Here is a 24,665-nt window from a genome sequence, read left to right as displayed (position 1 = left end):
CTAAAAAATGCTCCATATGAAGATCATTGTAACAGGTTCCCTGGGGAACATCAGCAGGCCACTGACCCAGCAGTTGACAGGTGCCGGTCACCAGGTGACCGTCATTAGCAGCAATCCCGAAAAACAATCCGATGTGGAAGCCCTGGGCGCAACTGCAGCCATTGGCTCTTTGGAAGATACGGCTTTTATTGAAAAAACATTCACCGGCGCAGATGCGGTGTATTGTATGACACCTCCCAATTATGTCACGGCGGAAACACCGGTACAATACTACAGCCGGATTGCCGATACCTACGCGCAGGCCATCCGCCATGCCGGCGTACAACGGGTGGTTTATCTCAGCAGCTTCGGCGCGCCGCTCACCAGCGGTACGGGCATTATCCTGGGCTCCCACCATGGAGAAGCTATCCTGGACGCCATACCCGGACTGACGTTGACGCATATACGTCCCGGCAGCTTTTATACTAATTTATATCACTTTACAGACATGATCCGTCATACGGGCAAGATAGCGCTCAACTACGGGGGAGACGACCTGGTGCCCTGGGTATCTGCGCAGGATATCGCCGGGGCGGTGGCCGAAGAGCTGGTCCGTACCGGGGAAGCGCCGAAAACACGTTATGTCTCCAGCGATGAACGTACCTGCAACGAGGTGGCCGCCGTGCTGGGAAAAGCTATCGGTCGGCCTGGCCTGCAATGGCAGGTTATACCGGCAACGGCAGTACGGGAACAGCTGGACGCCAGGGGGGTACCGGCCGTCACAGCAGCGGCACTGGTGGAACTATACGACAGCATTCATTCCGGGGTACTGCTGGAAGACTATCGTCAGCACCCGCCGGCTTCCATGGGGAAAGTAAAGATGGAAGTTTTTGCGCGCGAGTTCGCTGCCGTTTTCGCAAAAAGTAACTAATTTAATAGCATGGCCGACATACAACCTTATCACATGAAGACGATCAGCGCGCTGCATCAGCTCCGGCATCTGCCCGGTCCGGAACACCCATTGATCAGTGTCATCAATTTTGAAGACATCAAATGGCTGAATGCCGACGAACCGAAGTACCTGATACAGGAGTTTTATTCGGTAGCGCTGAAACGCAACTTCGCAGGGAAAATGAAATACGGCCAGCAGGAATATGACTTCGACGGAGGCACCCTTTTTTTTGTAGGACCCAACCAGGTGTTTTCCATTGAAACAGATAGAGAATTCAAACATACGGGATGGCTCTTACTGATCCATCCCGATTTCCTCTGGAATACCCCACTGGCCAGGAAAATCAGGCAATATGAATATTTCAGTTATATGGTACATGAAGCCCTGTATCTGTCGGACAAAGAAGAAGGCGTTATCGCCGGCATCATGAACAACATCGAACAGGAGTACCATGCCAACATGGACCAGTTCAGCCACGACGTGATGATTGCCCAGCTGGAGTTGCTGCTGACTTATTCAGAAAGGTTTTATCATCGGCAGTTTCTGACCCGGAAAATTAGCGGCCACCATGTGTTGGATCGCCTGGAATCCCTGTTGGATAAATATTTCGATAGCGATGAACTGGTGAAAAACGGATTGCCTACCGTACAGTCTTTTGCAGATCAGCTGAATATGTCGCCCAATTACCTCAGCGGCTTACTAAAAGTACTGACCGGTAAAAGTACCCAGCAACATATCCACGATAAACTCATGGCGAAAGCGAAGGAGAAGCTGTCCACCACTACGTTGTCGGTAAGTGAAATAGCCTATGAGCTGGGATTTGAGCATCCGCAGTCATTCAGTAAATTATTTAAAACCAAAACCCATCTTTCTCCGCAGGCCTTCCGGCAGTCGTTTAAGCCGGTCTGTTAGCCCGGTATAATCTGGCATCAAATTAGCAATGACAGCCGTATAAACCATACTTTTTATGAAGAAGCTTGCCGCTATGGCCCTCCTGTGGGCCGCAGGCCTTTGCTATGCATCCACCACACAAGCCCAGGTTCGTGTTAATGTCAACTTAAACGTAGGAAGCCAGCCGCTTTGGGGGCCTGTCGGCTACGACTATGCTGAATATTACTACCTGCCTGATATTGATGCCTACTACTACATTCCCCGCCGTCAGTTTATTTATTTCGATCGTGATGAAGGTGATTGGATATTTGCCAACGCCTTACCGCGTTATTATCATTATGACCTGTACCGGGGTTATAAGGTCGTGATCAATGACCCAAGGCCTTACCTGAATGCAGGTTATTACCGTAGCCGGTATGGCAGGTATCGTGGCTGGTACGATCGTCAGGACCTGATCCGCGACTGTCATGATAACCGCTACCGCCCTCACCGCGATCACGACGACGATGATGACGACCAGGGGGATCGTCACTGGCGGGGCCACGGCCATGGCCACCATCATGATCACGGCGATGATGATTGAAGAGGAGCTTAAAAAAGGTTGCAGCATTTTCCTGCAACCTTTTTTTATGGGTTGTTTATATCTTTATTGAATGAAAACTGTTTTCCCGACGACTTACTCTACGCTTTGTCCCCTTGCTCTTGCTTCCCTGATCGCTGAAAAATACCACCTGACGGCTGTCCGTTGTACCTTTCTTTTACGTGGGGTGGGCGATACCTACCTGGTAGAAACATCCGGTGACCGCTTTGTTTGCCGTATTTATCGTTCCTCGCACCGAAGCCTTCCGCAGATACAGGAGGAGGTAACTTTATTGCTGGCGCTGAAAGCCGCTAATGTCGCCGTTTCTTACCCTATCACAGATACTGCGGGTGAAACGATCCAGCAACTACCCGCAGCAGAAGGTATCAGAGGCATGGTGCTGTTCAGCTATGCCCCCGGCCGGAGCGTTAAACCATTGAACGGCAACCAGCTGAAGAGCCTGGGCCGGGAGATGGCGCGTTTTCACAACGTATCCGCTACGATAGCGTGGGGGAATAGCCGTTGGCATTTCGATACGGATACCACACTCTTTAAGCCGCTGCAGCTGCTGGCGCCTTTCTTCTCCGGTGATCCGGAAAGTTATGCCTGTCTGCAGGAGTTGGCTCGTCGGGCTAATCACCGGTTGTCACAATTGGATGCGTCCAACTGCCCCACAGGATATTGTCATTTTGATTTTCTGCCCAAAAATATCCACTTCGATGGTGATGCTGTCACCCTGTTCGATTTTGACTTTACCGGTTACGGTTGGGTGGTCAACGATCTTGCTGTTTTCTGGCAACATTTGGCCATAGAAGTGTTCACCCGCCGTATGGATGAAAAAGCTGCGAAAGAAGCCTTTGCCACGTTGCTGGGAGGGTACCGGGAACATCGTTCCCTGAGTGCTGATGAGCTGGCCGCCGTGCCATATCTGGCCCTGGGGTTCTGGCTTTTTTATATGGGTTTTCATACTACCCATGATCAATTTTATGCCCAGCTCGAGACTGCGCATTTAAAGGTGATCACCGGGTTTCTGAAACATATTGCGGATACGTATTGGCAGAAGGAAGGTTTTTAATTTAATTTTGATCTTATGTTAGACCTGAATCATCCGGATACACCCTTTATCTTCCAGGCTGCCGCGCATCTTGATAAACTACAGTTATATTGGCAACATCGTACCACCGTAAGGGAAGAGGTATGGCAAACCGAGATAGCTGCACTGAAAACATTGGCCCAAACAAAGTTTGCCAAAAAAGAGGAGGTTATCTGTCAACGGTTAACTGCGATGCAACATCTGTTTGATGAACCGGGGGATGGGGATTTTGGCGAAATCCTCTGCCAGTTGGAGTACGATTTTGGCACCTGGGCGATATAAGACAGCCGCATTGAAAACGCGGCTGTCTGCTCAATATGATTACATAAATCCAACCGGAATGTTATCCTGTGTCAGGAACGTTTCCAGGGTAGGAACCAGTCGTTGCGGCTGCATCATAACGCCCATGTGCGAAGTGCCGGGAAGAATAGCCAACCGTTTGTTGGGCAGCGGTGCCATATCACCCATTTTACCTCCGCCCAATAATCTGAACATCTCTACCGCGTGTTCAGGCGTAATCGCGTCTGCATCACCAAATATCAGCAGCGTTTGAGAGCGGATGCCGCTAATGTCGGATGCCGGCCAGTCCTGCGGGTTGGTATCCAGTTGTTTCAGTTTCTCTACCAGTACCGGGAAGTTTTTTGGATTAGGGGCCAGGCTGTCGTACACCATTTTCATCGGCGTACCTTCCAGGTATTCGGCTTTGAAGCCGGGCATCATCTGTATCAGCTCTGGTTGCATACCGGAATGTTTAAAGGAGGCCGAAGCAACGATCAGTTTTTTTACCATCTTTGGGTGACGGATAGCCAACTGTAAAGCGGTACCACCGCCCATGCTGTAGCCAAATACATCGGCACTGTCTATTTTCAGGTATTTCAGTAACGCTGCAGCATCGTCGGCCATGTTTTCGCAGGTGATGGGCCGGTTAATATCGGCGGTTCTGCCATGCCCCTGTGATTCCAGTATAATCACTTTCCGGTTGCGGGAGAGGGTGTTCATCAGTTCCCGGAAAGGCCCTTCAATACTCATGTAGGCGCCGTGCAACAAAAGAATGGGAGCGCCGTTGCCCTGTGTTTCATAATAAATTTTGAGTCCGTTTACGGCAGCATAACCCTTGGCAGCTGGTTGTTGAGCCATAGCCGGCATCACGCCCATGCATACAATCAGTACAGTCAGTAATACTTTGGTTAAATGGTTCATTTTAGTGTGTTTTTCAGGTGAAGTAACAGCCACAAAATTATATCGGCCAAAAGAAAGAGAAGAGGGGTAAGCACGACAAAAAAGGGGGTGAATGCACAATCATCAAAAAAAATATAAATTGTGAACCGATCATGAACAATAGTATGGATAATCGTACCAGCTGGATAGATAATCTGCGTTCATTCGTTACCGTATTAGTGGTAGCACACCATTCTTCTCTTGCCTATACCACCTTTGCCTGGTTTGATAAGGTAGCGTATATCCGTTCCACGCATCCGGTAGTGGACACTGCCCGTAGCAGGGGACTGGATATCTTTGAAGATTTTAACGACGTGTTTTTTATGTCACTGATGTTTTTGATCAGCGGCATTTTTGTATTTCGCAGCCTGCAACAGAAAGGCGCCGGTAAATTTGTGCGCGATCGTTTCTACCGGCTGTTTATTCCTTTTGCTATAGGGGTGACGGTGCTGATGCTGGCTGCTTATTACCCAGCTTATTACATCGCGCATGGAAAGCACGATATCCCCGCGTATGTGGCTGATTTTTTTACCGTAGAGGCATGGCCGGTAGGACCGCCCTGGTTTATCTGGGTACTATTTGCGTTTAACCTGGTAGCAGCCGGTATTTTTCCTTTGCTACGTCCCATGATGGAACGCGGCAATAGCTGGCTCACCGGTCAGCAGCAACATCCGGGCGGGGTGGTGCTTTGCTGGTGGCTGTTTACCTGGATATTATACGTCCCCATGGTATTGATGACCGACGCCGGGAAATGGACCGGCATCGGACCTTTCGACTTCCAGGTTAGCCGGGTGTTGTTATACTTCGGTTATTTTCTCCTGGGCATGCTGATAGGCGTGCGTGGTCTGAGCAACAGCCTGTTTGCCGATACTTCGGCTTTTGTACAATATTGGTGGTGCTGGTTATTGGCCGCCCTGGGCGTTTATGCCGCCCTGAAATGCAGCGAGGCGCCATTGGTAGCCATGATGGCCAAACACGAACTGAGCGATATACAGGCTAATTTGATATACCGTTCCATCTGGGTATTATCCTGTACCCTGAGCGGCATCGCCTTCCTGACAACGTTTAAAAGGCTGTTGAACTATACCGGTAGCTGGTGGCAGTCGCTCTCCGCCAACGCCTATGGCATTTACCTGGTACATTACGTTTTTGTATTGTGGTGCCAGTATGCCTTGCTGGATCTGCCTTTGCCGGCCTGGCCCAAATTTCTCATTACATTCATCGTCAGTTGGATGCTGAGTTGGGGCTTGACGGCCATCGTCAGAAAAAATCATATCATCCGCAAATATCTCTAAAACCCTTGGCCGGTTTCTGTTGTTATAACCGTATGCAGCAGACTACTTTATCCTCCGGCCAATGGCCGGTCATCCGCTACGATGATTGGAAAGACACCCTCGCTACCGTTCACCTGTGGACGCAGATCGTCGGTAAAATACGCTTACGTCAGATGCCCTGGCTCAACCACTCCTGGCATGTAACCTTGTACGTCAATCCTTATGGACTCAGCACAGGGAGTATGCCTTATCGCCACGGTATCTTTCAGATTGATTTTGACTTTATTCATCATCAGCTGGTCATTACTACCAGCAGTGGAGAAAAAGAGGCATTAGGCCTGCGTCCCCGCACCGTGGCGGATTTTTATACCTCCCTGTTCGATAAACTGCGATCCCTGCAAATCGATGTCACCATCTATCCTGTTCCGAGCGAGTTACCGGATGCCATCCCGTTTACAAAAGATCATCTGCATCAATCCTACGACCAACACCAGATGGAGAATTTCTGGCAGGCCCTGGTACGTATTCATAATGTCATGACCCGCTTCCGCGCCGGTTTCACCGGCAAATGCAGCCCTGTACACTTTTTCTGGGGCGCCTTCGATCTGGCGGTGACCCGCTTCTCCGGCCGCGATGCACCGGCACACCAGGGAGCAATCCCCAATATGCCTGCGATCGTAATGCAGGAAGCCTATTCCAAAGAGGTGAGTTCCTGTGGCTTCTGGCCGGGGAATGATCAGTTCCCGCACGCCGCTTTTTATGCTTATGCGTATCCGGCTGCGCCGGAATTTGCTGCCCAACCGGTACAGCCGGCGGAGGCTTTCTATAGCCAGGAAATGGGTGAGTTTATGTTGCCCTATGACGCGGTGCAGGCATCAGCCAATCCGGAAGGAATACTGATGGCCTTTTTGAAGTCTACTTATGAGGCCGCGGCGAATACCAGTCACTGGGACCGTAAGGCGCTGGAGTGCGATTTGTCAGATTTGGAAGAGGCATATGGGTGTTATAAGACGAGGTGAGAAATAATTTTAATAAGTCGTCGGTCACCGCGGAAAATCGTATAATTGGGGATCGACGACTGTCTGTGGCAAAAAATAAAGCGGAATGTGTTGGATATGCTTATGGGTTTTGAGGTGTGTTTTTGAGAAGTAAGGGTTTTAATCGTACTATGGGAGGATTGAAATACGTCTGCCACCGTTTTTCCGTATTGCTTCTGAGCAGTTTTAATCGTACTATGGGAGGATTGAAATTCTGCGCGCCGGATCGCAACAAAGTTTTTCACACTGCGTTTTAATCGTACTATGGGAGAATTGAAATAATTCGCCGCCGCGCTAAAAGGGTCGCAGCACATAGTCTTAATCGCACCTTGAAGAATTGAAATGCGCCGATCATATATCAACCCCTACAGCCGTCCGTGTTCTAATTGTACTGTTAAGAACTGAAATTTGAATTGTTATCCCTTCCTGCCCCTCACATAAAATAGCTAACCATTCCACTCAGGAAAATCAAGTGCATTCGATTTCATAACAGCTATTAATTTTGAGATGAGCTGTTGTAGATCCTTGTATGACATATGTTTGATGGTGATTGGAAAAAAGTTTAAAGCGATATAGTACTTTTTAAACTCCAACGCGTTTTAATGATGATGAAAGGCATTTTAATAAAGATAACACCATACAGATTTATGCTGTAGCATTATTAAAATTATTTTATCAACCGTATTTTTTGGAGAAGCTCTTTTATTCTCAAATAAAAGAGAATAACAATTGTTCCCGTTTGTGTACCTAAACCCAAACTAGGATTGTTGACTCCATTCCCTTTTTAAAGAGATTAAATAATAGCAGAATAACATTCTCTATGCGCTTAATTATTTATGTTAACGAAAGCAAAGAAATTATCTATTTCAACCAACATCAAGTATTTCTAACTGCCGCGCTTCACAAGTGGATTGGCGCAGATAACGAAGTTCATGGAAAGATAAGCCTGCACAGCTTCTCCTGGTTTCAAAACGTAGACATCGTATCGACTGGGTTGAAGACCCGAAACGATTCCTATTTCTTCATTACTGCATATGATATAGCATTGGTGAAAAGAATTGTAGCAGGCATTCAGAAGGACCCGGTCATCTGTTTCGGGATATCCGTAACCGGTATAGCCATTATGGAAACGCCGGAGTTCCGGAGCAGACAAGAGTTCTACCCGGCCAGTCCGGTGTTCGTAAAGAAATTCCTGGATTATAGAATGGAAAAACATCTGTTATTCGACGATCCCGAAGCAGGAGAACAAATGACCACAGTATTGAAGCGTAAGCTCCGTTTAGCGGGCCTTTCAGATGAAGGTGTGACAGTTTCCTTCAATACAGCTTATCCCAAAGCCCGATCAAAAATGATTACCTATAAAACTATTAACAACAAGGCGAACATGTGCCCGGTCATTGTAGAGGGTACGCCGGAACAGGTGGCGTTTGCCTGGGAGGTGGGCATAGGAAACTGTACTGGTATTGGTTTTGGTGCACTGAAATAGAAACGGATATGGAATATTACGTAGTAAAATATAGCGGCCCTTTCGGGTACATAAAGCCCTGGACGGCAGTAAGAGACAGTGAAACATTTAGTCAGCAGTTTCTGACACCGTCTATTATAGCAGGAATGCAAAAAAAGTTCTTTCCGGAATTACAGGAAGGGGGAAACGTGATACTAAGACACCGGTTAAACTATTGTGGGATAGATGTTCAACAGGAAAGAACCTGGTCGAAAGGTGGATTTAAATATCAAAAGGAAAAGGGTATCTATAAAGATAACCGAAGTACATTGAAAAGGGGGGTGTTGCTAATGCCCAATTTATATCTCGCCTTTTCTAATTTATCCTATGCTGAAAAGGCATTCCAGCAGTCCATCTGCCTGTGTCGCAATGAGGACCTGTTATTTCCGGAGTTTATAGCAGAAAAAGATGAACAGGCATTCAATGTTATTGCAGGCTTCGAGCTCATGCCGGCTGATGAGCATACCGGGTTTAAAGTAGGCTATAATCGGTTTGTTGAAAATGCCGCCATGTACGGACGTTTGGCAGTCACTGGAAACCCTATACGTAATGAGGACTGATTCCGAAGAATGGAAGGAAATATGGGCCAAGAGCAAACGTTATGGAAAGGTTCCGTTATATCAGCATCTGGAGCATGTTGCAGCGGCCATCGGCATCATGGGGAAGCTCTTGTACCGGAAATTCTGTAGCGACCTGGCGCGAAAGGGAGGTATCCTACACGACCTGGGTAAAGCACATCCCCATTTTCGACGTGCACTGACCCGACCAACAACACCTTCTCTGGCTGAAGAGTTCCGTTGGGGCTACACCCATCGTCACGAACTATCATCATTGGCTTTTCTACCTGCATTTCCTAAAGAGGAATGGAATACCCTGATTGAGATGGTGGTGGCGCATCATCGCTCGGTTAAACATGATCCCCGGAAGCAAGGAGTCCAGGACTTGGATAATGTTGACCCGCATTGGATAGCCCAGCATCTGGAGGATTGGGACACCTGGAGTGTACATGGCAGAAATATACTTGAGTATTTTGGATATGATTGTCCGGTTATTTCCCGGACGGAGGCAGAAGACGCACTGCGTTATGTTGTGAACTATTGTAGCAAAAGACCCAATGGATGGTCGTCCTGGCGGGGATTGCTGAAGGCAGCAGATCACTTTGCATCAGCATATACTTTCCAGACGGAGGAACGACTGTCCAGGTTATTTGAAATGCCAGACCTATCGACTCTGCCTAAGCGTAGGAAAAACAAGTTATACCCTCTGTCTTCTTATCCTACCCGTGACAAGCGGCAACACACCCTCGTGTCTTTTCCTACCGGTAGTGGTAAAACGGAGTTTTTGATCCGGCGTTGCAACGGCAGGATTTTCTATATGCTGCCCTACCAGGCCTCTGTTAATGCCATGTGGGAACGGCTCAAAACACTACTGCCAAACAATAATATAGAAATCCAGCACGGGTCTTCTGAGTTGATAGGTGATAAAGAAGAAAGACTCGCGCCATTTCTGATAGGCGCGTCAGTTAAAGTTATGACGCCGCATCAACTTGCCGGCATCGTGTTGGGGGCTTCGGGATTTGAATGTGCCTTGCTGGATCTGGAAGGATGTGATGTCATTCTTGATGAAATTCACACCTATGCAGGGATTACCCTGGCTATGGTATTAGAAATTGTGAAGACCCTGGTGAGACAGCATTGCCGTATCCATTTTGGTACAGCAACGATGCCAGGTTGCCTTTATGATGCCTTGCTGGAGATATTGGGCGGACCGGAAAAAGTGTATGAGGTGAAGGCTTCTAAGAAAGTACTGGATGACTATAATCGCCATCGTATCTATAAGTTAGCAGATGATGCAATGGTTCCTTCACTGATACAATCAGCGATTTGTGGGAAGGAAAAGGTATTACTGGTCTTTAATACTGTTGGTGCTGCACAAGATGCATATTTGATGTGCCAGGGGATGTTTCCGCATATCACAGTCTTATTAGTCCATGGTCGGTTTGATGGAGAGCTTAGGCAAAAGGCAGAGCAACTGCTGATAGCGATGAATAGCAAAAAGGAAACACCTTGTATTGTCATTGCCACGCAGGTGGTAGAAGTGAGCCTGGATATCAGTTTCGATATGATGATTACTGAATGCGCCCCATTGGATGCGTTGATTCAACGGATGGGGCGAATACACCGTTGGCGGACAATAGAGGATATAGGGACACTTAAGCCAATTTACGTGCTGGCGCCTACCAATTCGCCGTGGCCATATGAAAAAGAGATATTGGAGAAAACATATGCTTTGCTCCCTGATAATGGAGACCCATTGTTGGAACGTGATTTACAGGGTAAACTGGATTTACTATATCCAATCCTAAACAAACGGGAAATAGATAGGCACCTGATTTACCGGGATGGCCGATATGTGATTAAAGAGTTGACAGATGTGCGTCATCCTGTTTTACTGGAAGCCATGAAGCCGGATAGCTTTACCTGTATCCTGGAAGAAGATAGATCCCGGTATGAAAAAGCTAACTGGGAGCAGCGGCGCAAGATGGAAATACCTATTAAATGGAGCACCATAAAGACTAATAAATTGCCGCAGTTGGTGGAGGTTGGCTCAGAACCATTTATGGTGAAACAAACCAGGATTTCATATGAGGAACTTGGCTTAATGTTAAAAGATGAAAAAAAGGAATAGTTATGTATACAAGTTATATCGGCAGGAAATTTATCGCCTATTACAATCGGCAGAAAGCGAAAAGTTATACGGCAGAAACCTTTTTTCTCGATAAATTTTTTCCCTGTTTTTTCACGGATGAAGGACACCTGATGCACGTTGCCAATTCCCCGTTTCACTATGCTCCGGCTAAGGCAGCTGTTGCAACGTATAAAAGCAAATCAGCGGCACAGCTGGAAACGCTAAAGGAGTCTATTAATGAGAATAAAGTCTATATGGGCAACTATGTGGGTGGCCCGGCATTGGGTACGGATGCAACTACCTCCGGGCAGCTGACCAGCATCGGCGGCATCATTAACAGGGAAGATGTTTATGCCTCGTGGATTGGTGCTGCCTTGGGTATTGGAGTAAGTGGTGGATATGTAATGCTGATCGACAATGAGGAACTACTCTTATTTTTATATAAAGGCTGGAAGAAATACAAGAAATATCTGGAGCAGACACCAGGATTGAAAGATAAACAAATTGAGACATGGAATGGAAACTGGGTAAGCCAACGGTTAGAAAACCCGGATTGTGACGACTACGATTGGATTAGAGCAGAGAAGATCATGGGCAAACTGGCGATTCGTACCGAATCCTGGGCGGAGGTGACTTTTGCGCTGGCCCGAAAGTTTCATCGATTGGAGTCTATCATTGTATATGGTTATAATCTCTCTCAAACGAATACCACTTTGGGCTTTGTTAGCCTCATGGTTTCGGAAGTAAAGAGACTGTTTGAATGGCGGAGAAAAATCTTTCTACAAGATGATCCCGGAGGACTGAAGGAAAACCACATCACAACACTGGCGACGTACTATGATTTCAAAGCGGCCAGCAAAATGGGAACTGTTGGTCTGAAAGCCCTGGAGCCTAAAGAACTCCGGGAATATATGCCCAAACCCTTTGGCCGTGGAAAGGATTTTGTCTACTCCAAAGATGCTGCTCAACATTTTCAAATCTTTAAAATATGGTTAATGGCTATGCTGAATAAAATTGAACTATTGAACCTCGCTGATAAAGTGGCAATTGCACTGAAAGAATTTGCTAAAAGTGATAAAAAAGGCCGAAGTATCAGAGACCAGCTCAGCAAGGAAATCCGGGAGTCTAAAACCCGCAAACAATTTATCGATAACCTGAAAGCAATGTTGGATGAAGTACCAACCGAGGCAGATGATTTTTACAATATTGTAGAAGAAACGCTTATCATGCCGGTGGATCATTTCCCCTTGTTCCTGACCCTTATCCGTTTTCAATATTCATACAGGACCGCTAAAAGCTAAATTCATATGCATACACCATTCATTTACCTTAGGGGACTCAGACATGTGTCCCACACTGTTTTTGCTGTTAATGACGGACAAAAATTTTATTTTGATCCTCAGTTTGGCAGGCGTATGGCTTATTCCAGCGGACAGCAGATTAAACGGTCTATCCTGGAAGGGCTTAATATGCCATTCGCAGCTATCATCTTTAACTGGGAGGTTGACAAAAAGGAGAACAAAGCCAATCAAAAGGAACCACATTCTCCCTGTGATCCAACATACGCAGACCAGCTATTGGGAGGCTATATGAAAGCCGGAGCGAATATCATGGCTGTAAAACGCCGTAGCCCTATGTCTATTTCTGCCATGCGCCCATTACACCCACTGTTGGGAGGGATTGCCAATCCTACGGAGAATATTTCTTTTGACCGTACCACCCATACCGGTAGTCACAAGGTAAAAGTACACTGGACGGCCGGTAAGGAAAGGGGACCGGAACTGACGGAAGAAGAATTGAAGGAATGGCTGACTTCTAAAGCCCGTACCTTACCGAACAGGGCTTTCATTCAAGACCAGACAAGGGCTTCCGGTCTTTTCGTATATGACATGGCGATAGATCTTCGGACTTTGTTCTGTGTGTCAACAAATAAATTTGAACCGGAATTGTATCCTGAAATAGAAGCCAAACTTCGGGAACAAGGTTGGAAGGAAGGTAAAAACGCATTCGGTAGTTGTCTTATTTGCCCTAAAGAAAAGCGGGAGGAGATTATTCCCGCTTTGGCCAAAGCTATCGTCAACTGGCGAATTTCTACCAACCAAGCACGCACCTTTGATCCGATGGGTATTGTTGCCCTGGTCATCAGCGATAACGCCAATCAAATTACTTACGCTATTCGTGGCGATCTCCGGGAGGATTCGGAAAGGCCACAGGCGACACCGGTGATCGATTTAAACGCCAAAGCAGATTTTTTTGTAACTCCTATTGCAGGGAGTTACGTCCCTGGTGCTATAGGTAGCGTAGATGCGCTGGAAAAAGCAGAGGCTAAATTGGTGCAGTTGATGTCTGCTTATGAGTATGATTGAGTGGTTGTTGGATGAGATTATAGTGAATTTATTTTAATAAGTCGTCGATCTCCGGGTAAAATCTTACAATTGGAGGTCGACGACTTTTCTTGGCGGAAAATGGGTCGATGAACTTTTGAAACGCTTACTGGTAGGAGAGGATATTACTGATTTTCAAGGGTTTTAATCGCACCCGGTGGAATTGAAATAGAGCTGAATATGTTACCCTTTCCAATGCGCTGCAAGGTTTTAATCGCACCTGGTGGAATTGAAATGAAGATTATACCTTATACGGATTTAAACATACCCGAGTTTTAATCGCACTTGGTGGAATTGAAACATTCCATGATTATAGAAAAATTTCAACAATTCATGTTTTAATCGCACGTGGCAGAATTGAAATAGCAGAATTTTACAATCCGCGTTTGAGATAATTGCCTCCTTGTTTTAATTGAACTTGAAGGAATAGAAATTTTGTTTGCCCGGTGACAGTCATAACACTGATGTTGTTTTTAATCGTACGATAACGAATTGAAATACCGCAACAAAAAGTACCAATATTTCTTACTTCACCAACAATCAGTTACACAATGTATAGCACAGCAGGTATGCAACAACACACACCTGCTGCACCTCTTATGAAACAACCGCCTCACTCACCGCATAAGCATCAATAATTTCAGCCTTCCACGCCTCAATCACCTCCACCGCCGCCTTATCCGCCCGGTCAAAGAAAAAATGCCGTTTAATATCAAACCCGCAGTAGGTATAAATCCCTTTGTCTGAGGTTAGTTTCAACGCATCATCCATTCCTATTGACTGATATTCCGCCTTTGATTTCCCATGCGAATTAATAATATAAGCCGATTTGCCGGTGAGTAGTCCCTTTTGTACACCCTGATCGTACCGGTACGCAAATCCGTAACTGAATACCCGGTCAATATAACCTTTCATGATAGCGGGCATGCCGGTCCACCATATGGGGTAAATAAAAGTGATGACTTCTGCCCAGGCAATGTGTTCCTGCTCTCTTAAAACGTCTTCACTAACGATGCCGGCGCGTTGTCCTGCCATATCTTCAAGGGATAACACCGGGTCGAAATGAAGCTGGTATAAATCCCTGACGATCACCTCGTGGTTTTGTTGTAAGAGCGTATTTTCAACGGTTTTCCGAAACAGGCTGTTTAAACTTTCCGTATTAGGATGGGCGTAAATAATAAGATGTTTCATTTGTTTTGTTTTTAAGTAATAGAACAAAACAAAAGTAGCATGACGGCCAGCGGGAAAATTGTAAGAAAACGAAAAGGGCTATTCTGCGGAAGGCTGACAAATATCCTGCTGGAACTTCACAAAGTTTTTAGGAGAGAGGTGGATGAAGTGTTTAAAGTCGTGGATCAGCTGGCTCTGGTCATAATACCCGCATTCGGCTATAATGTCAAACCAGTCGACCTTGTTTATTGATAAAAGGGTCTGTTGAATGAGTCCGATAGCTTTTATAAAACGCTGGTAGCGGCTGATCTCTTTCGCACTATATCCAAAATATTTTTTGTGTATCAATTGAAGGTTCCTCTCTGTCTGTCCGGTTTCTTCGGCAACAGATTTGATTGGGTTGAGGGTATCGTCTTTAAAGTTAGCCAGCATGGCGGCGGTGCTGTCCTGTAATTTTAAGTAAGGTCTGCAAAAATCGAGGATACGATCTATTTTGTCTGGCACACCGGTGATACCGTTTAATTGATGCCATAAATAAGTGAAGCAGTTTTCTTCCATGGCTTCATCCGGATGAATGGGTAGATGGTCTGAAAGAGAGGCTTTGCCAAAAAAGCGATAAAATGCATCATCTTTGAAATTGGCGACTAAAATCTGCGCTCCGGAAGGAAGTACATAATCAAACACAGACTTTATGGGGCCAAGGACAATACATTTATCTACTTCAATTTCGGTCTTTTGTCTTGAAATCAACCGGGCTTTAGCCCCGAAATTGAATACCATAATCGTTTGAAAGGACGGCAGCAATGTTTTGCTTACCGGACTGGCGGAATTGTTTGCTGCAAAATAGAAATGAGAAAACACCGTCTCGAATTCCGGTGGAACGGGCAATCTGTAATCATGATATGTTTGTTCAGCAGGTTTCAAGGCGGTCAATTTAAGGAAAAAATATCAATCGCCGCTATACACCGCGGCCACTACGTCTTCCCAGCCCTGCATCTCCGATAATCCACCCCAGGTCAAACTTCTATCCACACCCAGTCTCGCCCGGCAAAACAACTCTGCCACGGCAGGCGAGGCCGTTTGTATCAGTTCTATCGCCTGCATAGCCAGCGCCATTTTCTCTACAATCAGACGCGCTTTGCGTTCAAGATCTGCCGGTGAGGAAAGCAGCTGCCGTAAACCCTCCACATGTTTATTGAGCAACGGATGCAGCCCTTTCCCGGCAAGGAAATACTGCATCAGCGCTTCCATACTGGCAGGTTCTTTATGCATGGCACGAAGCACATCCAGCGACTGGATATTCCCCGAGCCTTCCCATATTGCGTTGACAGGCACATCGCGGTAAAGCCGCGGCAGGATAGAGGTCTCTACGTATCCGTTGCCGCCAAGGCATTCCAGTATTTCACCCATGGCGAGTACGGCGCGTTTGGTATTCCAGAACTTGCCGACAGCGGTGGCGATGCGGGTGAAATGCAGGGCGGTGGCATCGGTGCGGGCGTCGTCGAAGCCTTTGGCAAGGCGCATAGCCAGGGTGGTGGCTGCGGCGGATTCCAGGGCCAGATCGGTGAGCACGTTTTGCATCAGCGGATGCCGCATCAGCGACTGCCCGAAAGTGTGCCGGTGCCGGCAATGATGAATCGCTTCAGCGAGGGCGCGTTGCAAGGTAGCGGCGGAGCCGACGGCGCAGTCCAGGCGGGTATGCCGTACCATCTCCATAATATTGGCGATACCCCGGCCTTCTTCGCCGATCAGCTGTGCCCAGGCTCCATGGAACTCCACCTCTCCGGAGGCATTGGAACGGTTGCCCAGTTTATCTTTCAGCCGTTGGAACCGGAGTTTGTTAGGGGCGCCGTCAGGTGTAAAACGCGGCATCAGGAAACAGCTGAGGCCTTTAGGGGCCTGGGCGAGTACGAGGAAGGCATCGCTCATGGGGGCGCTGCAGAACCATTTGCGGCCGGTGATATGATAAACGCCGTTACCTGCCGGATGTGCCTGGGTGATATTGGCACGTACATCGCTGCCTCCCTGGGGCTCTGTCATAGCCATACCGAAGGTGACGCCCTTTTTTTCGTAGTAAGGGATATGCCTTTCGTCGTAGGTATTGGACAGCACCAGGGGCAGCCACTCCCGGGCAATATCAGGCGCCAGTTGCAGGGAGGGCACAACGGCGAAGGTCATGGTCAGCGGGCAACTGCTGCCTTCATCGATCTGCTGTTTGAGATAGGAGAGTACGCTATGGACCAGGTAACCGTCTTTTTCGGCGGTCCAGGCGATGGAGTGCACCTGGTGCTCAATGGCGGCGCTCATCATCTGGTGATAGGCGGGGTGATAGCTTACGGTGTCCAGCCGGTTACCGAAGCGGTCGTGGGTATGCAGTACCGGCAGGCAGGTATTGGCAAGGATGCCCGCTTCCAGGAAAGCGCGACTGCCCATCAGCTGGCCCAGTGCGGTGGCAAGCGGGGTGAACTGGCCGCCGCCATAGACTTGCAGGCTGTTTTGCAGCAGGGGATGGGTGGTGAACGTATTATAGTTCTCCAGTACGGGTACCTGGTTGCTCACATGCTCAAAGTCGAAACCTGGCATAAACAACGGATTTGATGTACTATGAATGTACGATATTTAGGGGTAGGATAAAGTAACCCGTTGGGCTATACGAAGTCGTTTAAAAAAACAGCCGTCTCCCAAAGGAAACGGCTGCTGTAATATTACTGTAACAGAGAGGCCAGTTTTTTCTCCAGGGCCTCGGCACGAAGATTTTTGGCGACAATCTTACCATCAGGGCCAATCAGGAAGTTGGCCGGAATCCCTTGCACACCGTACATTTTGGCGGCTTCGTTTTTCCATCCTTTCAGGTCGGATACCTGTGTCCAGGCCAGTTTGTCGTCGTGGATGGCCTGCATCCAGAATGACTTGCCGTTTTCATTGTCCAGGGATACGCCCAGTATGGTGAAGTTCTTATCCTTGAATTTATGGAAAGCCGCTACCACGTTAGGGTTTTCCTGGCGACAAGGTCCGCACCAGCTGGCCCAGAAGTCAACCAGCACATACTTACCACGGAAGTCTTTCAGGGATACGGGATTACCCAGGGTATCGTTCTGGGTAAACTCCGGTGCTAATACACCGATAGCGGTTTTACGCTGGCTTTCGAGCTGACCGGCAAACTGTTGACCGGCTTTGCTTTTTCGAATGGCAGGTGACAACAGTTTAAATACCGGCTCTGCTACTGCCGGGTCCGGATCGTAACCGGCCCATTCGGTGAGGGCGTCGAGGCTGACAGACGTGTTCGCATGACCTTTGATGAAGCTGGTCAGTACTTTCTGCTGTGCGGCGGAAATGGCTTTGTTTTCGGCCTGGTATTCCTGTTTGAACGCTTCCTGCTGCCTTTCTGCTGCCGGGGTACCATAGTATTTTTTGTTCAGCGCTTCGGAACGTGTATTCACATCGGCGGAAGCGGCTTTATACTGCTGGTATACGGTATTGGCGGCGCCGCCTTTAACGGTGGCGTTGATGATAGAATCAGCGCTCTGAACGCGGATATTACCTTTCTCCAGGTAAAATACCAGTCGGTTGGCGGTGTAGGAACCAGCCAGGGTATTGCCGGTGAACAGGAACGCCCTGGAGGCAATATCTGTTTTACCGGTGAAGGTGAATGTACCGTTATGGATGGCCACAGAATCGATGATCCTGCCTTTGCTGTTACTGCTGTACAGGTACGCTTTTTCGTACTGATTGCCTTTGCCTATGCTGCCATTAATGGTGTACTGCGCTTCCTGGGCAAAAGCCAGGACAGGCAGCAGGCAGGCGGCTGTTAAACTAATTGTTCTCATGTCGTCGTTGGTTTATCTGATGTATTATGGATGATCTAAGCGGTCACGATAATGCTCGCCACTGGCCTGAATATCCCAGTCATAAGTCTTGAGGAAACGCACCAGTACTTCGTATTTACGGGTGCGGGCGGCGCTGTTATCGAGATATTGGGCTTTGATATTGGCATATGATTCAGTAGCCAGTACTTGTATCCATTCGGCAAAATCATTGTCAAAGGAAATAGTGCCACCGGCGGTAATAAAGCCACCGTTGAGCGCCATTTGATCAAAAATTTTCTCGCGGGCATCCCGGTCATTGGGGAATTGCTGAAACACCTTATCCCTCGCTTCACCGCCATCATAGGCTTTACCAGCCAGTACAAATTCGGTCGGTGGGGCGTCGAACCTGGCTGCTGCCATGAAACCGATACTATACCAGATATGCCGGGTGAGCACAGAATCCTGATAGTAATGGTTAGCCGGATCGGTAACAGGCAAAGCGCCAAACATCTGATTGGGCCAGGTGATAATCAGCCGGCTACGCCCCAGTATTTTAAGGTCATCCATCCAAAAGCTGCCTCCATAGGTCTTCACAAAGAAAAATTCGAGTGGGAAAAACTTTTTGGCGAACTTCTCCGATACGTTCGAAAGCAATGCCTGAGAATACATGGTGATAGCGGGACGGGAAGCATCATCTATTTTGGTGGCGCCCCAACGGTTGTTGGGATCGGTGGCGAGTACCCCGTTGGTCACTTCTTTCCAGTCCTTAAAATCCATGCGTACCCACAAACCATAGCGGTTATACATATCCTTTATCTCAGCAGGACTATCAGCCGGTGGCGAAAATTGTTTTCCTATACCCAGATCCGGTGTCATTTCCGGTTGGGCTTCTTTGGAACAGCCCATGCAGCAGGCGGCCAAAGCAAGCAGGGAAATATATATTGGTTTCATGTGCGCTTTTGTTTTGATAATTATGGATTTAATGGCATATTGGGGCTGTTGATGATTTCAGACTGCGGTATCTGCAACAGGTAACGGTTGTCATTTTGTTTGAGCTCATACACCTGCCCGTTTTTATAGACGTGGGAAAGCGCCGGTTTACCATTTCTTCTCAGGTCCATCCAGCGTAAGCCACCCTCGAAAGAGGTTTCTATACGGCGTTCTTCTAATACCCTGTTCAGTGCGGTGGCATCGGTGAAATCGCTCGCCACCAATGGTACAAACTCACCTTTCCTGATACGGGTGGTTAACAGGGTATTGAGATCGGCAATGGCTTTGTCTTTCTGTTTTAACCGGGCATAGGCTTCTGCACGGATGACATAGGTTTCACCCAGTTTCAAACCAATATAATAACAGGGGTTTTCCTGTTTGGCGTACATGTTATAAAGCGTTGGTCCGTTCTGTTTACCTGCAGGGGTGGTAAGGTCGTAAAAAGTGGAAAAAATATACCGGCGGTAATCCCTGCCACCGGTAGGACGGTTACACAATGCCAGTAGCTCTACAGATGGCCTGAACATATAGTTACTATGATAGTACATGTTGGTATTGGCGGTGCCACCGGTGAAAAACAGGACTTCGTTTTTGTAATCACCACCATCTATAAAACCGACGTTGCCGGAAAAGGCATAGAAGTCTGTTTTTTCATCAATGCGTGCCTGCATGTTGTTCATGTCAGACAAGGGTTTGTTGACAATAACATCCGTGGCGGCGGTAATCGCCTTTTCATAGTCACCCATGAAAAGATACACACGGGCTTGTAACGCCTTCACTGCAGTGGCGTCAAACCGGAACTTGTTGATCGACTTTTTACCGGACAGGAAGGAAGATGCCTGATCGAGGTCGGATAGTATCTGGGCATATACTTTTTCCAGTGGCTCCCGTACGTTGTTTTGGGTGTTTTGATGAACATCCTTTGCACTCAATGGCATGGGAACGCCATTCGCCTTAACGGTAGCGGCGCTGTAAGGTTCCGCATAATAATTCACCAGGTAGAAATAACACCAGGCCCGCAGGGCATATGCTTCTCCCTTTACGGTTTCGAACTGGTTTTTTTCACCACTGGCCGGTTGCCGCTCGTTAAAATTATCCAATACGCTGTTGGCGTAATAAATGGAAGTATAGAGCTGACCCCAATAAGGATCTGTTTCTACACCATCCGACTGTTTGGAAGGGTTCCAGGTAAACCACAGGTCCAGATCTTTCTGGACGTTGGCGATGATATTCATGTTGGCGTAGATGTTGTCGGTCATCAACTCCGTCTTCATAAAATAGTCTACGCGCGGATATCCGCCCAGTAAAACGGATTCGTAATCTGAAATACTCACCGGCATCATCCTGTTAACCGGTTTTATGTCCAGCATCTTGTTGCAGCTGGTAAAAACCAGTGAAAACAATAGCAGAGGCGTCAGGTATATAAATTTCATGATAGCACTGTTTTAAAACTGTAAGGAAAAGGAGAAAGAATAGGAGCGGGGCAGCGGCAGGTAAGTATTACCGAAGGAGACGTTTGCACTGTTGGTATTGCTATATCTCATCACAGAGCCGGTTGCCTCCGGGTCCTGGCCTTTCAATTCGCTATTCTTCCACACATGCAGGTTGTTGCCTTGTAACATGAAACGCATGTTCTGAATACCAGCCTTACGCAGGCGTGGGTTGAACAGGTCGTAGCTGAGTGACAGGTTTTGCAGGCGCACAAAGTCTCCTTTTACAGTTCTCAGATCACTGTTATTGTACATAGTGGCGTTGTAGGGCGATACATCCGTCAGGCCCGGAATGGTGGATTCTGATTCCAGTCTGGGAATGTTGGTTTTCGCCTCGTCGCCTGGTTGCTGCCAGCGGTTCACCCATTCTGCGGAGAGGTTCTGTGTTGGCTCCGGATAGTAGAACATCATGCTGTTGCTCGGGTTACGCAGGCGGATCACATTACCGAAACTACCGATGAATAAGGCAGACAGCGTAAACTTCTTGTACGTGAAGGTATTGGTGAAACCTCCCTGTACAAGCGGCATGGTGGTACCGGAGTATACCAGGCCGTCGATGTTACGCATACCGTTGGATACGGTTTCACCTGGTTTGGTGGTATAAAAAGTAGCACGACCGTCTTTGTTCAAACCGGCATAGCGGTAAGACCATAAACCGTTGATCGGTTTACCTACCACGGCAGATGCAGCAAAATCGTAACGTTGTGCATTGGTCATACCGTCAACAGTAGGAAGGGAATACACATCCAGCACTTCATTTTTGTTGTAACCGGCATTGATATTGGTTGTCCAGCGGAAATCTTTTGTGTCGATGTTGATGGTGCTGACAGATGCTTCCATACCTGTATTTTTCATGGAAGCCCAGTTTACCTGCAGCGTGCTGAAACCGGATACCTGGGATACCCGTTTGCTGCCGAGTAAGTCCACCCCTTTTTTGTTATACCATTCTGCGGTGATCATCACACGGCGTTTCCACAGACCTAATTCCAACGCGAGGTTGGTGGTATAGTTTTTCTCCCATTTCAGATTAGGGTTCTTCGGTGCGTTAATCACGAGGTAGTTATCGGTATTGGCCAGATCCGGTTTGCCGATAGTAGCTACCAGGTCAGAATACGCCTGGGAAGCTACGTTACCCTGGCTGCCATAGGATGCGCGGATGGTGAGGTAGCTCAACCAGTCTTTGTTGGCGAGGAAATTTTCTTCTTTCATCTGGTAGTTGGCGCCTACAGCCCACAGTGGCTGGAACAGCTGGTTGGTACGCAGACCGAAACGGTTGGAACCGTCTGTACGGGCGTTGAAGCTAACGGTGTAACGGTTTTTGAAGGTATAACCGGTAGTGCCGAAGTAGGAGACAGCAGCTGTCTGGTTCAGGTTTTCTGACCAGTAAGGTTTGCCTTGTTGTTGCAATACGCCTAACTGTAACATTTGCTGACGGCCACGATCGTGTACATAACCGTATATTTCGGTGGTTTCATCTTCATATTTAGAGGTGCGTATTTCCTGGCCGGCCATTACATCAAAACGATGGTTGGCATTCAGCACGGGCATATAAGACACCTGGTTACGGAAGGTGAGGGATTTGTTGTTATTGTTCCTGCCTTTGCGGTAACCGCCCTCTTTCCATAACTGTACTGTCTTGTAGTCGATAACACTGATGTAGTCCCGCTGTCTGCCGCGCACAAAATAACTGTTTTCTGTAGCGATGTCCTCGTCAGTGGTATTCTGATTGGCAAAGGAGAAAAGGCTACCGAAGATCAGTGAATTGATCGGTTTCCACTCCAGGTCTACGGTACCGCGGATACCGAAGTTCTGGGAGTTGCGCCAGCCGGCGTTGCGGTTTTCCATGAAGTTGTATTTGATACCGTTGTAATACAGGTAGCTGTACTGGCCATTGGGATCATATGCGTTCTGTGCGCGGGTGGTGTAGATAGACCATTCGAAAGGGTTCTCGCGGGAATCGGTGGCGAAGAAACTTTCGTTGTCACGGCGGTTAACGTCGAGCATACCGCCTAAACGTAAGGTAGGATGCAGTTTGGTATATACTTTCAGTGAGCCGGTATAGGTTTTCATCCCTGTTTTCAGCGCGGTGGCTTGCTCATCCATGTAGCTGCCGGAGAGATAGAAAGTAGTTTTTTCATTACCACCGGAGATGTTCAGGTTCTGGCGATGGGTAAAGGAATTGCGGAAGAGGTATTGGAACCAGTCGGTATTCACTTGTTCCAGCTGGTTCACTTTCTGCTCAAACTCAGACCAGCTGATTTTATGATCGTGTACATCTACCAGTGCCCGCTCAAAGTCGGTAGCAGTGCCATAATCACCGGAACGGGGAGAAGTGGCGGTGAGTACGCCGCGTCTTACCATTTCCAGGTTCACCCCGATTCTTTCCTTGGAATTCATCATATAGGCATCTTCTATCTTAGGCCGCATACCCACCGTAGCAAAGCTGCTGAAGTTAATACGGGTTTTGCCGGAGGTACCTTTTTTGGAGGTCAGCACAATCACCCCGTTGGCGGCTTTGGTGCCATAGATAGCGGTAGCGGCAGCGTCTTTCAGTACGTTGATGGACTCAATGTCTTCTACGTTGATACCACCAATACCGGAAGCGATGAGGTTACGGTTGGTCATGATATCGTCTACTGAAGCGCTGATAGGATCATCGAGGATGATACCGTCTACTACCCACAGTGGTTGGGTGTTACCGCTCAGGGTGGATGTACCACGGATACGGATCTGGGGTACTGCGCCGGGAGCGCCGGAAGTGCTCATTACCACCATACCGGGCACCTGGCCTTGCAACAGCTTGTCGATATTCGGCTGGTTGATGGTTTTCAGGTTTTCGGTTTTGAGGGAGGTGATGGAAGATGTGAGGGTGCGGCGTTCTATCTTCTGATAGCCGGTTACCACTACTTCACTCATATTTTTGTCTTCCTGTCTGAGGACTACATTGATAGAAGTTCTGCCATTGATGGGCTCTTCATGATTACTGTAGCCGATAAAGGAAAAGACGAGTACAGCGGCATTGTCTGCTGCCTGTAACTGCCAAACGCCCAGTTCATTGGTGATGGCGCCATGGGCGGTGCCTTTCACCTTCACTGTTACACCGATAAGCGGCAACCCCTTGCTGTCTTTTACGGTACCGCTGAGATACTGTACAACGGGAGCGGAGGCTGCTGCTACCGGTTTGGGTTTGATAAGGATCGTATTGTTTTCTTCAATGCTGTAGGTAATAGGCTGGTTACTGGTGATATGGTCCAGCGCTTCTTTCAGTGGTACGTCTGTCAACTGTGCGGAAACGGTGTGTGTGTTCTTCAGCGTTTCGTTACTGTACAGAAACAGGTAACCGGTTTGTTGGCGAATGGTACTGAATAGTTGCTGTACGGAAGCATTTCGCTCCGTTAACGTCACCTTTTGGGAATAAACCCGGGCGCTTACTTGCAGGCAAAGCGCGAGCAACAACATTCCTGTAAGTTTCATGATTAATAATACTTTTTTTAATCGGCTCCGGACAGACAAGCTGGTGGTGGGATCTGCCGGAATTTTGGTTGTTGGTATTGGTATACAACGGGGCAATAAACCCCCTTGGGAGAATAAACTTTCTCTCATATCTTC

20 protein-coding genes are annotated in these 24,665 nt (G+C 47.8%); 12 read left to right on the top strand and 8 right to left on the bottom strand.

Features of this window, described 5'->3' with window-relative positions:
- Positions 1-16 precede the first annotated feature (16 nt).
- The 5 genes from ICL07_RS00885 to ICL07_RS00865 all read left to right on the top strand — a co-directional run bounded on the left by ICL07_RS00885 (position 17) and on the right by ICL07_RS00865 (position 3,777).
- Positions 17-910, top strand: coding sequence for an NmrA family NAD(P)-binding protein (locus ICL07_RS00885; protein WP_188086064.1), 894 nt, complete (start codon positions 17-19; stop codon positions 908-910).
- A 9-nt stretch (positions 911-919) separates the two neighbouring features.
- On the top strand, positions 920-1,843 hold the full coding sequence (locus tag ICL07_RS00880; RefSeq protein ID WP_188086063.1) for a helix-turn-helix domain-containing protein: 924 nt from the start codon (positions 920-922) through the stop codon (positions 1,841-1,843).
- Between the two features lie 55 nt (positions 1,844-1,898).
- Complete coding sequence (locus ICL07_RS00875) at positions 1,899-2,405, top strand: hypothetical protein (protein WP_223151717.1); 507 nt, start codon at positions 1,899-1,901, stop codon at positions 2,403-2,405.
- A 70-nt stretch (positions 2,406-2,475) separates the two neighbouring features.
- Entirely contained in the window at positions 2,476-3,477 is a 1,002-nt protein-coding gene (locus ICL07_RS00870; protein ID WP_188086062.1) for a phosphotransferase enzyme family protein, read from the top strand.
- A 15-nt stretch (positions 3,478-3,492) separates the two neighbouring features.
- A complete protein-coding gene (locus ICL07_RS00865; RefSeq protein WP_188086061.1) occupies positions 3,493-3,777 on the top strand; it encodes a hypothetical protein in 285 nt (94 codons plus the stop codon).
- A 39-nt stretch (positions 3,778-3,816) separates the two neighbouring features.
- Here the strand turns inward: ICL07_RS00865 and ICL07_RS00860 are convergent, their stop codons facing one another.
- Positions 3,817-4,695 carry an alpha/beta fold hydrolase gene (locus ICL07_RS00860; RefSeq protein ID WP_223151716.1) on the bottom strand — a complete coding sequence of 293 codons (879 nt, stop codon included), beginning with the start codon at positions 4,693-4,695 and terminating at the stop codon, positions 3,817-3,819.
- Between the two features lie 131 nt (positions 4,696-4,826).
- Between ICL07_RS00860 and ICL07_RS00855 the strand changes: the two genes are divergently transcribed.
- The 7 genes from ICL07_RS00855 (at position 4,827) to ICL07_RS00825 (ending at position 13,582) form a co-directional block, all read left to right on the top strand.
- The gene (locus ICL07_RS00855; RefSeq protein WP_188086060.1) at positions 4,827-6,008 is read left to right on the top strand and encodes an acyltransferase family protein; all 1,182 of its coding nucleotides are present in this window, start codon (positions 4,827-4,829) and stop codon (positions 6,006-6,008) included.
- 32 nt (positions 6,009-6,040) lie between these two features.
- Positions 6,041-7,006, top strand: coding sequence for a DUF5996 family protein (locus ICL07_RS00850; RefSeq protein ID WP_188086059.1), 966 nt, complete (start codon positions 6,041-6,043; stop codon positions 7,004-7,006).
- A gap of 838 nt (positions 7,007-7,844) precedes the next feature.
- Positions 7,845-8,510 carry a CRISPR-associated endoribonuclease Cas6 gene (gene cas6, locus ICL07_RS00845; protein WP_188086058.1) on the top strand — a complete coding sequence of 222 codons (666 nt, stop codon included), beginning with the start codon at positions 7,845-7,847 and terminating at the stop codon, positions 8,508-8,510.
- Between the two features lie 8 nt (positions 8,511-8,518).
- On the top strand, positions 8,519-9,088 hold the full coding sequence (locus tag ICL07_RS00840) for a hypothetical protein (RefSeq protein WP_188086057.1): 570 nt from the start codon (positions 8,519-8,521) through the stop codon (positions 9,086-9,088).
- Positions 9,078-11,216 (top strand): CRISPR-associated helicase Cas3', encoded by a 2,139-nt coding sequence (gene cas3 / locus ICL07_RS00835; RefSeq protein ID WP_188086056.1) that lies wholly within the window; start codon positions 9,078-9,080, stop codon positions 11,214-11,216. The genes ICL07_RS00840 and cas3 overlap by 11 nt, the downstream gene beginning before the upstream one ends.
- A gap of 2 nt (positions 11,217-11,218) precedes the next feature.
- Entirely contained in the window at positions 11,219-12,517 is a 1,299-nt protein-coding gene (locus ICL07_RS00830) for a zinc-binding metallopeptidase family protein (protein ID WP_188086055.1), read from the top strand.
- A gap of 6 nt (positions 12,518-12,523) precedes the next feature.
- Complete coding sequence (locus ICL07_RS00825) at positions 12,524-13,582, top strand: CRISPR-associated protein Cas7 (protein WP_188086054.1); 1,059 nt, start codon at positions 12,524-12,526, stop codon at positions 13,580-13,582.
- Positions 13,583-14,197: 615 nt separating this feature from the next.
- On the opposite strand, the gene ICL07_RS00820 is transcribed toward ICL07_RS00825, so the two are convergent.
- The 7 genes from ICL07_RS00820 to ICL07_RS00790 all read right to left on the bottom strand — a co-directional run bounded on the left by ICL07_RS00820 (position 14,198) and on the right by ICL07_RS00790 (position 24,530).
- On the bottom strand, positions 14,198-14,791 hold the full coding sequence (locus ICL07_RS00820) for an NAD(P)H-dependent oxidoreductase (protein ID WP_188086053.1): 594 nt from the start codon (positions 14,789-14,791) through the stop codon (positions 14,198-14,200).
- 78 nt (positions 14,792-14,869) lie between these two features.
- Positions 14,870-15,694, bottom strand: coding sequence for a helix-turn-helix domain-containing protein (locus ICL07_RS00815; protein ID WP_188086052.1), 825 nt, complete (start codon positions 15,692-15,694; stop codon positions 14,870-14,872).
- Between the two features lie 24 nt (positions 15,695-15,718).
- Positions 15,719-17,353, bottom strand: a complete 1,635-nt coding sequence (locus ICL07_RS00810; protein WP_188086051.1) for an acyl-CoA dehydrogenase family protein — start codon at positions 17,351-17,353, stop codon at positions 15,719-15,721.
- A 122-nt stretch (positions 17,354-17,475) separates the two neighbouring features.
- Positions 17,476-18,597 carry a TlpA disulfide reductase family protein gene (locus ICL07_RS00805; RefSeq protein ID WP_188086050.1) on the bottom strand — a complete coding sequence of 374 codons (1,122 nt, stop codon included), beginning with the start codon at positions 18,595-18,597 and terminating at the stop codon, positions 17,476-17,478.
- A 24-nt stretch (positions 18,598-18,621) separates the two neighbouring features.
- On the bottom strand, positions 18,622-19,527 hold the full coding sequence (locus tag ICL07_RS00800; RefSeq protein ID WP_188086049.1) for a hypothetical protein: 906 nt from the start codon (positions 19,525-19,527) through the stop codon (positions 18,622-18,624).
- A gap of 20 nt (positions 19,528-19,547) precedes the next feature.
- Complete coding sequence (locus ICL07_RS00795) at positions 19,548-20,999, bottom strand: RagB/SusD family nutrient uptake outer membrane protein (RefSeq protein ID WP_188086048.1); 1,452 nt, start codon at positions 20,997-20,999, stop codon at positions 19,548-19,550.
- 12 nt (positions 21,000-21,011) lie between these two features.
- Complete coding sequence (locus ICL07_RS00790; protein WP_188086047.1) at positions 21,012-24,530, bottom strand: SusC/RagA family TonB-linked outer membrane protein; 3,519 nt, start codon at positions 24,528-24,530, stop codon at positions 21,012-21,014.
- Between the last annotated feature and the right edge of the window lie 135 nt (positions 24,531-24,665).

It is taken from the genome of Chitinophaga qingshengii (assembly GCF_014529935.1).
Classification (GTDB): domain Bacteria; phylum Bacteroidota; class Bacteroidia; order Chitinophagales; family Chitinophagaceae; genus Chitinophaga; species Chitinophaga qingshengii.
The sequence above is the reverse complement of the archived record's forward strand: the minus strand, read 5'-3'. Positions and strand labels throughout refer to the sequence as shown.

What these genes read in the sequence shown, in the direction of transcription:
- ICL07_RS00855 (WP_188086060.1), top strand. Translation starts at nt 4,827, where the DNA reads ATGAACAATAGTATGGATAATCGTACCAGCTGGATAGATAATCTGCGT.
- ICL07_RS00850 (WP_188086059.1), top strand. Translation starts at nt 6,041, where the DNA reads ATGCAGCAGACTACTTTATCCTCCGGCCAATGGCCGGTCATCCGCTAC.
- ICL07_RS00840 (WP_188086057.1), top strand. Translation starts at nt 8,519, where the DNA reads ATGGAATATTACGTAGTAAAATATAGCGGCCCTTTCGGGTACATAAAG.
- ICL07_RS00825 (WP_188086054.1), top strand. Translation starts at nt 12,524, where the DNA reads ATGCATACACCATTCATTTACCTTAGGGGACTCAGACATGTGTCCCAC.
- ICL07_RS00875 (WP_223151717.1), top strand. Translation starts at nt 1,899, where the DNA reads ATGAAGAAGCTTGCCGCTATGGCCCTCCTGTGGGCCGCAGGCCTTTGC.
- cas3 (WP_188086056.1), top strand. Translation starts at nt 9,078, where the DNA reads ATGAGGACTGATTCCGAAGAATGGAAGGAAATATGGGCCAAGAGCAAA.
- ICL07_RS00805 (WP_188086050.1), bottom strand. Translation starts at nt 18,597, where the DNA reads ATGAGAACAATTAGTTTAACAGCCGCCTGCCTGCTGCCTGTCCTGGCT.
- ICL07_RS00795 (WP_188086048.1), bottom strand. Translation starts at nt 20,999, where the DNA reads ATGAAATTTATATACCTGACGCCTCTGCTATTGTTTTCACTGGTTTTT.
- ICL07_RS00870 (WP_188086062.1), top strand. Translation starts at nt 2,476, where the DNA reads ATGAAAACTGTTTTCCCGACGACTTACTCTACGCTTTGTCCCCTTGCT.
- ICL07_RS00820 (WP_188086053.1), bottom strand. Translation starts at nt 14,791, where the DNA reads ATGAAACATCTTATTATTTACGCCCATCCTAATACGGAAAGTTTAAAC.
- ICL07_RS00810 (WP_188086051.1), bottom strand. Translation starts at nt 17,353, where the DNA reads ATGCCAGGTTTCGACTTTGAGCATGTGAGCAACCAGGTACCCGTACTG.
- ICL07_RS00865 (WP_188086061.1), top strand. Translation starts at nt 3,493, where the DNA reads ATGTTAGACCTGAATCATCCGGATACACCCTTTATCTTCCAGGCTGCC.
- ICL07_RS00830 (WP_188086055.1), top strand. Translation starts at nt 11,219, where the DNA reads ATGTATACAAGTTATATCGGCAGGAAATTTATCGCCTATTACAATCGG.
- ICL07_RS00880 (WP_188086063.1), top strand. Translation starts at nt 920, where the DNA reads ATGGCCGACATACAACCTTATCACATGAAGACGATCAGCGCGCTGCAT.
- ICL07_RS00800 (WP_188086049.1), bottom strand. Translation starts at nt 19,527, where the DNA reads ATGAAACCAATATATATTTCCCTGCTTGCTTTGGCCGCCTGCTGCATG.
- ICL07_RS00790 (WP_188086047.1), bottom strand. Translation starts at nt 24,530, where the DNA reads ATGAAACTTACAGGAATGTTGTTGCTCGCGCTTTGCCTGCAAGTAAGC.
- ICL07_RS00885 (WP_188086064.1), top strand. Translation starts at nt 17, where the DNA reads ATGAAGATCATTGTAACAGGTTCCCTGGGGAACATCAGCAGGCCACTG.
- ICL07_RS00860 (WP_223151716.1), bottom strand. Translation starts at nt 4,695, where the DNA reads ATGAACCATTTAACCAAAGTATTACTGACTGTACTGATTGTATGCATG.
- cas6 (WP_188086058.1), top strand. Translation starts at nt 7,845, where the DNA reads ATGCGCTTAATTATTTATGTTAACGAAAGCAAAGAAATTATCTATTTC.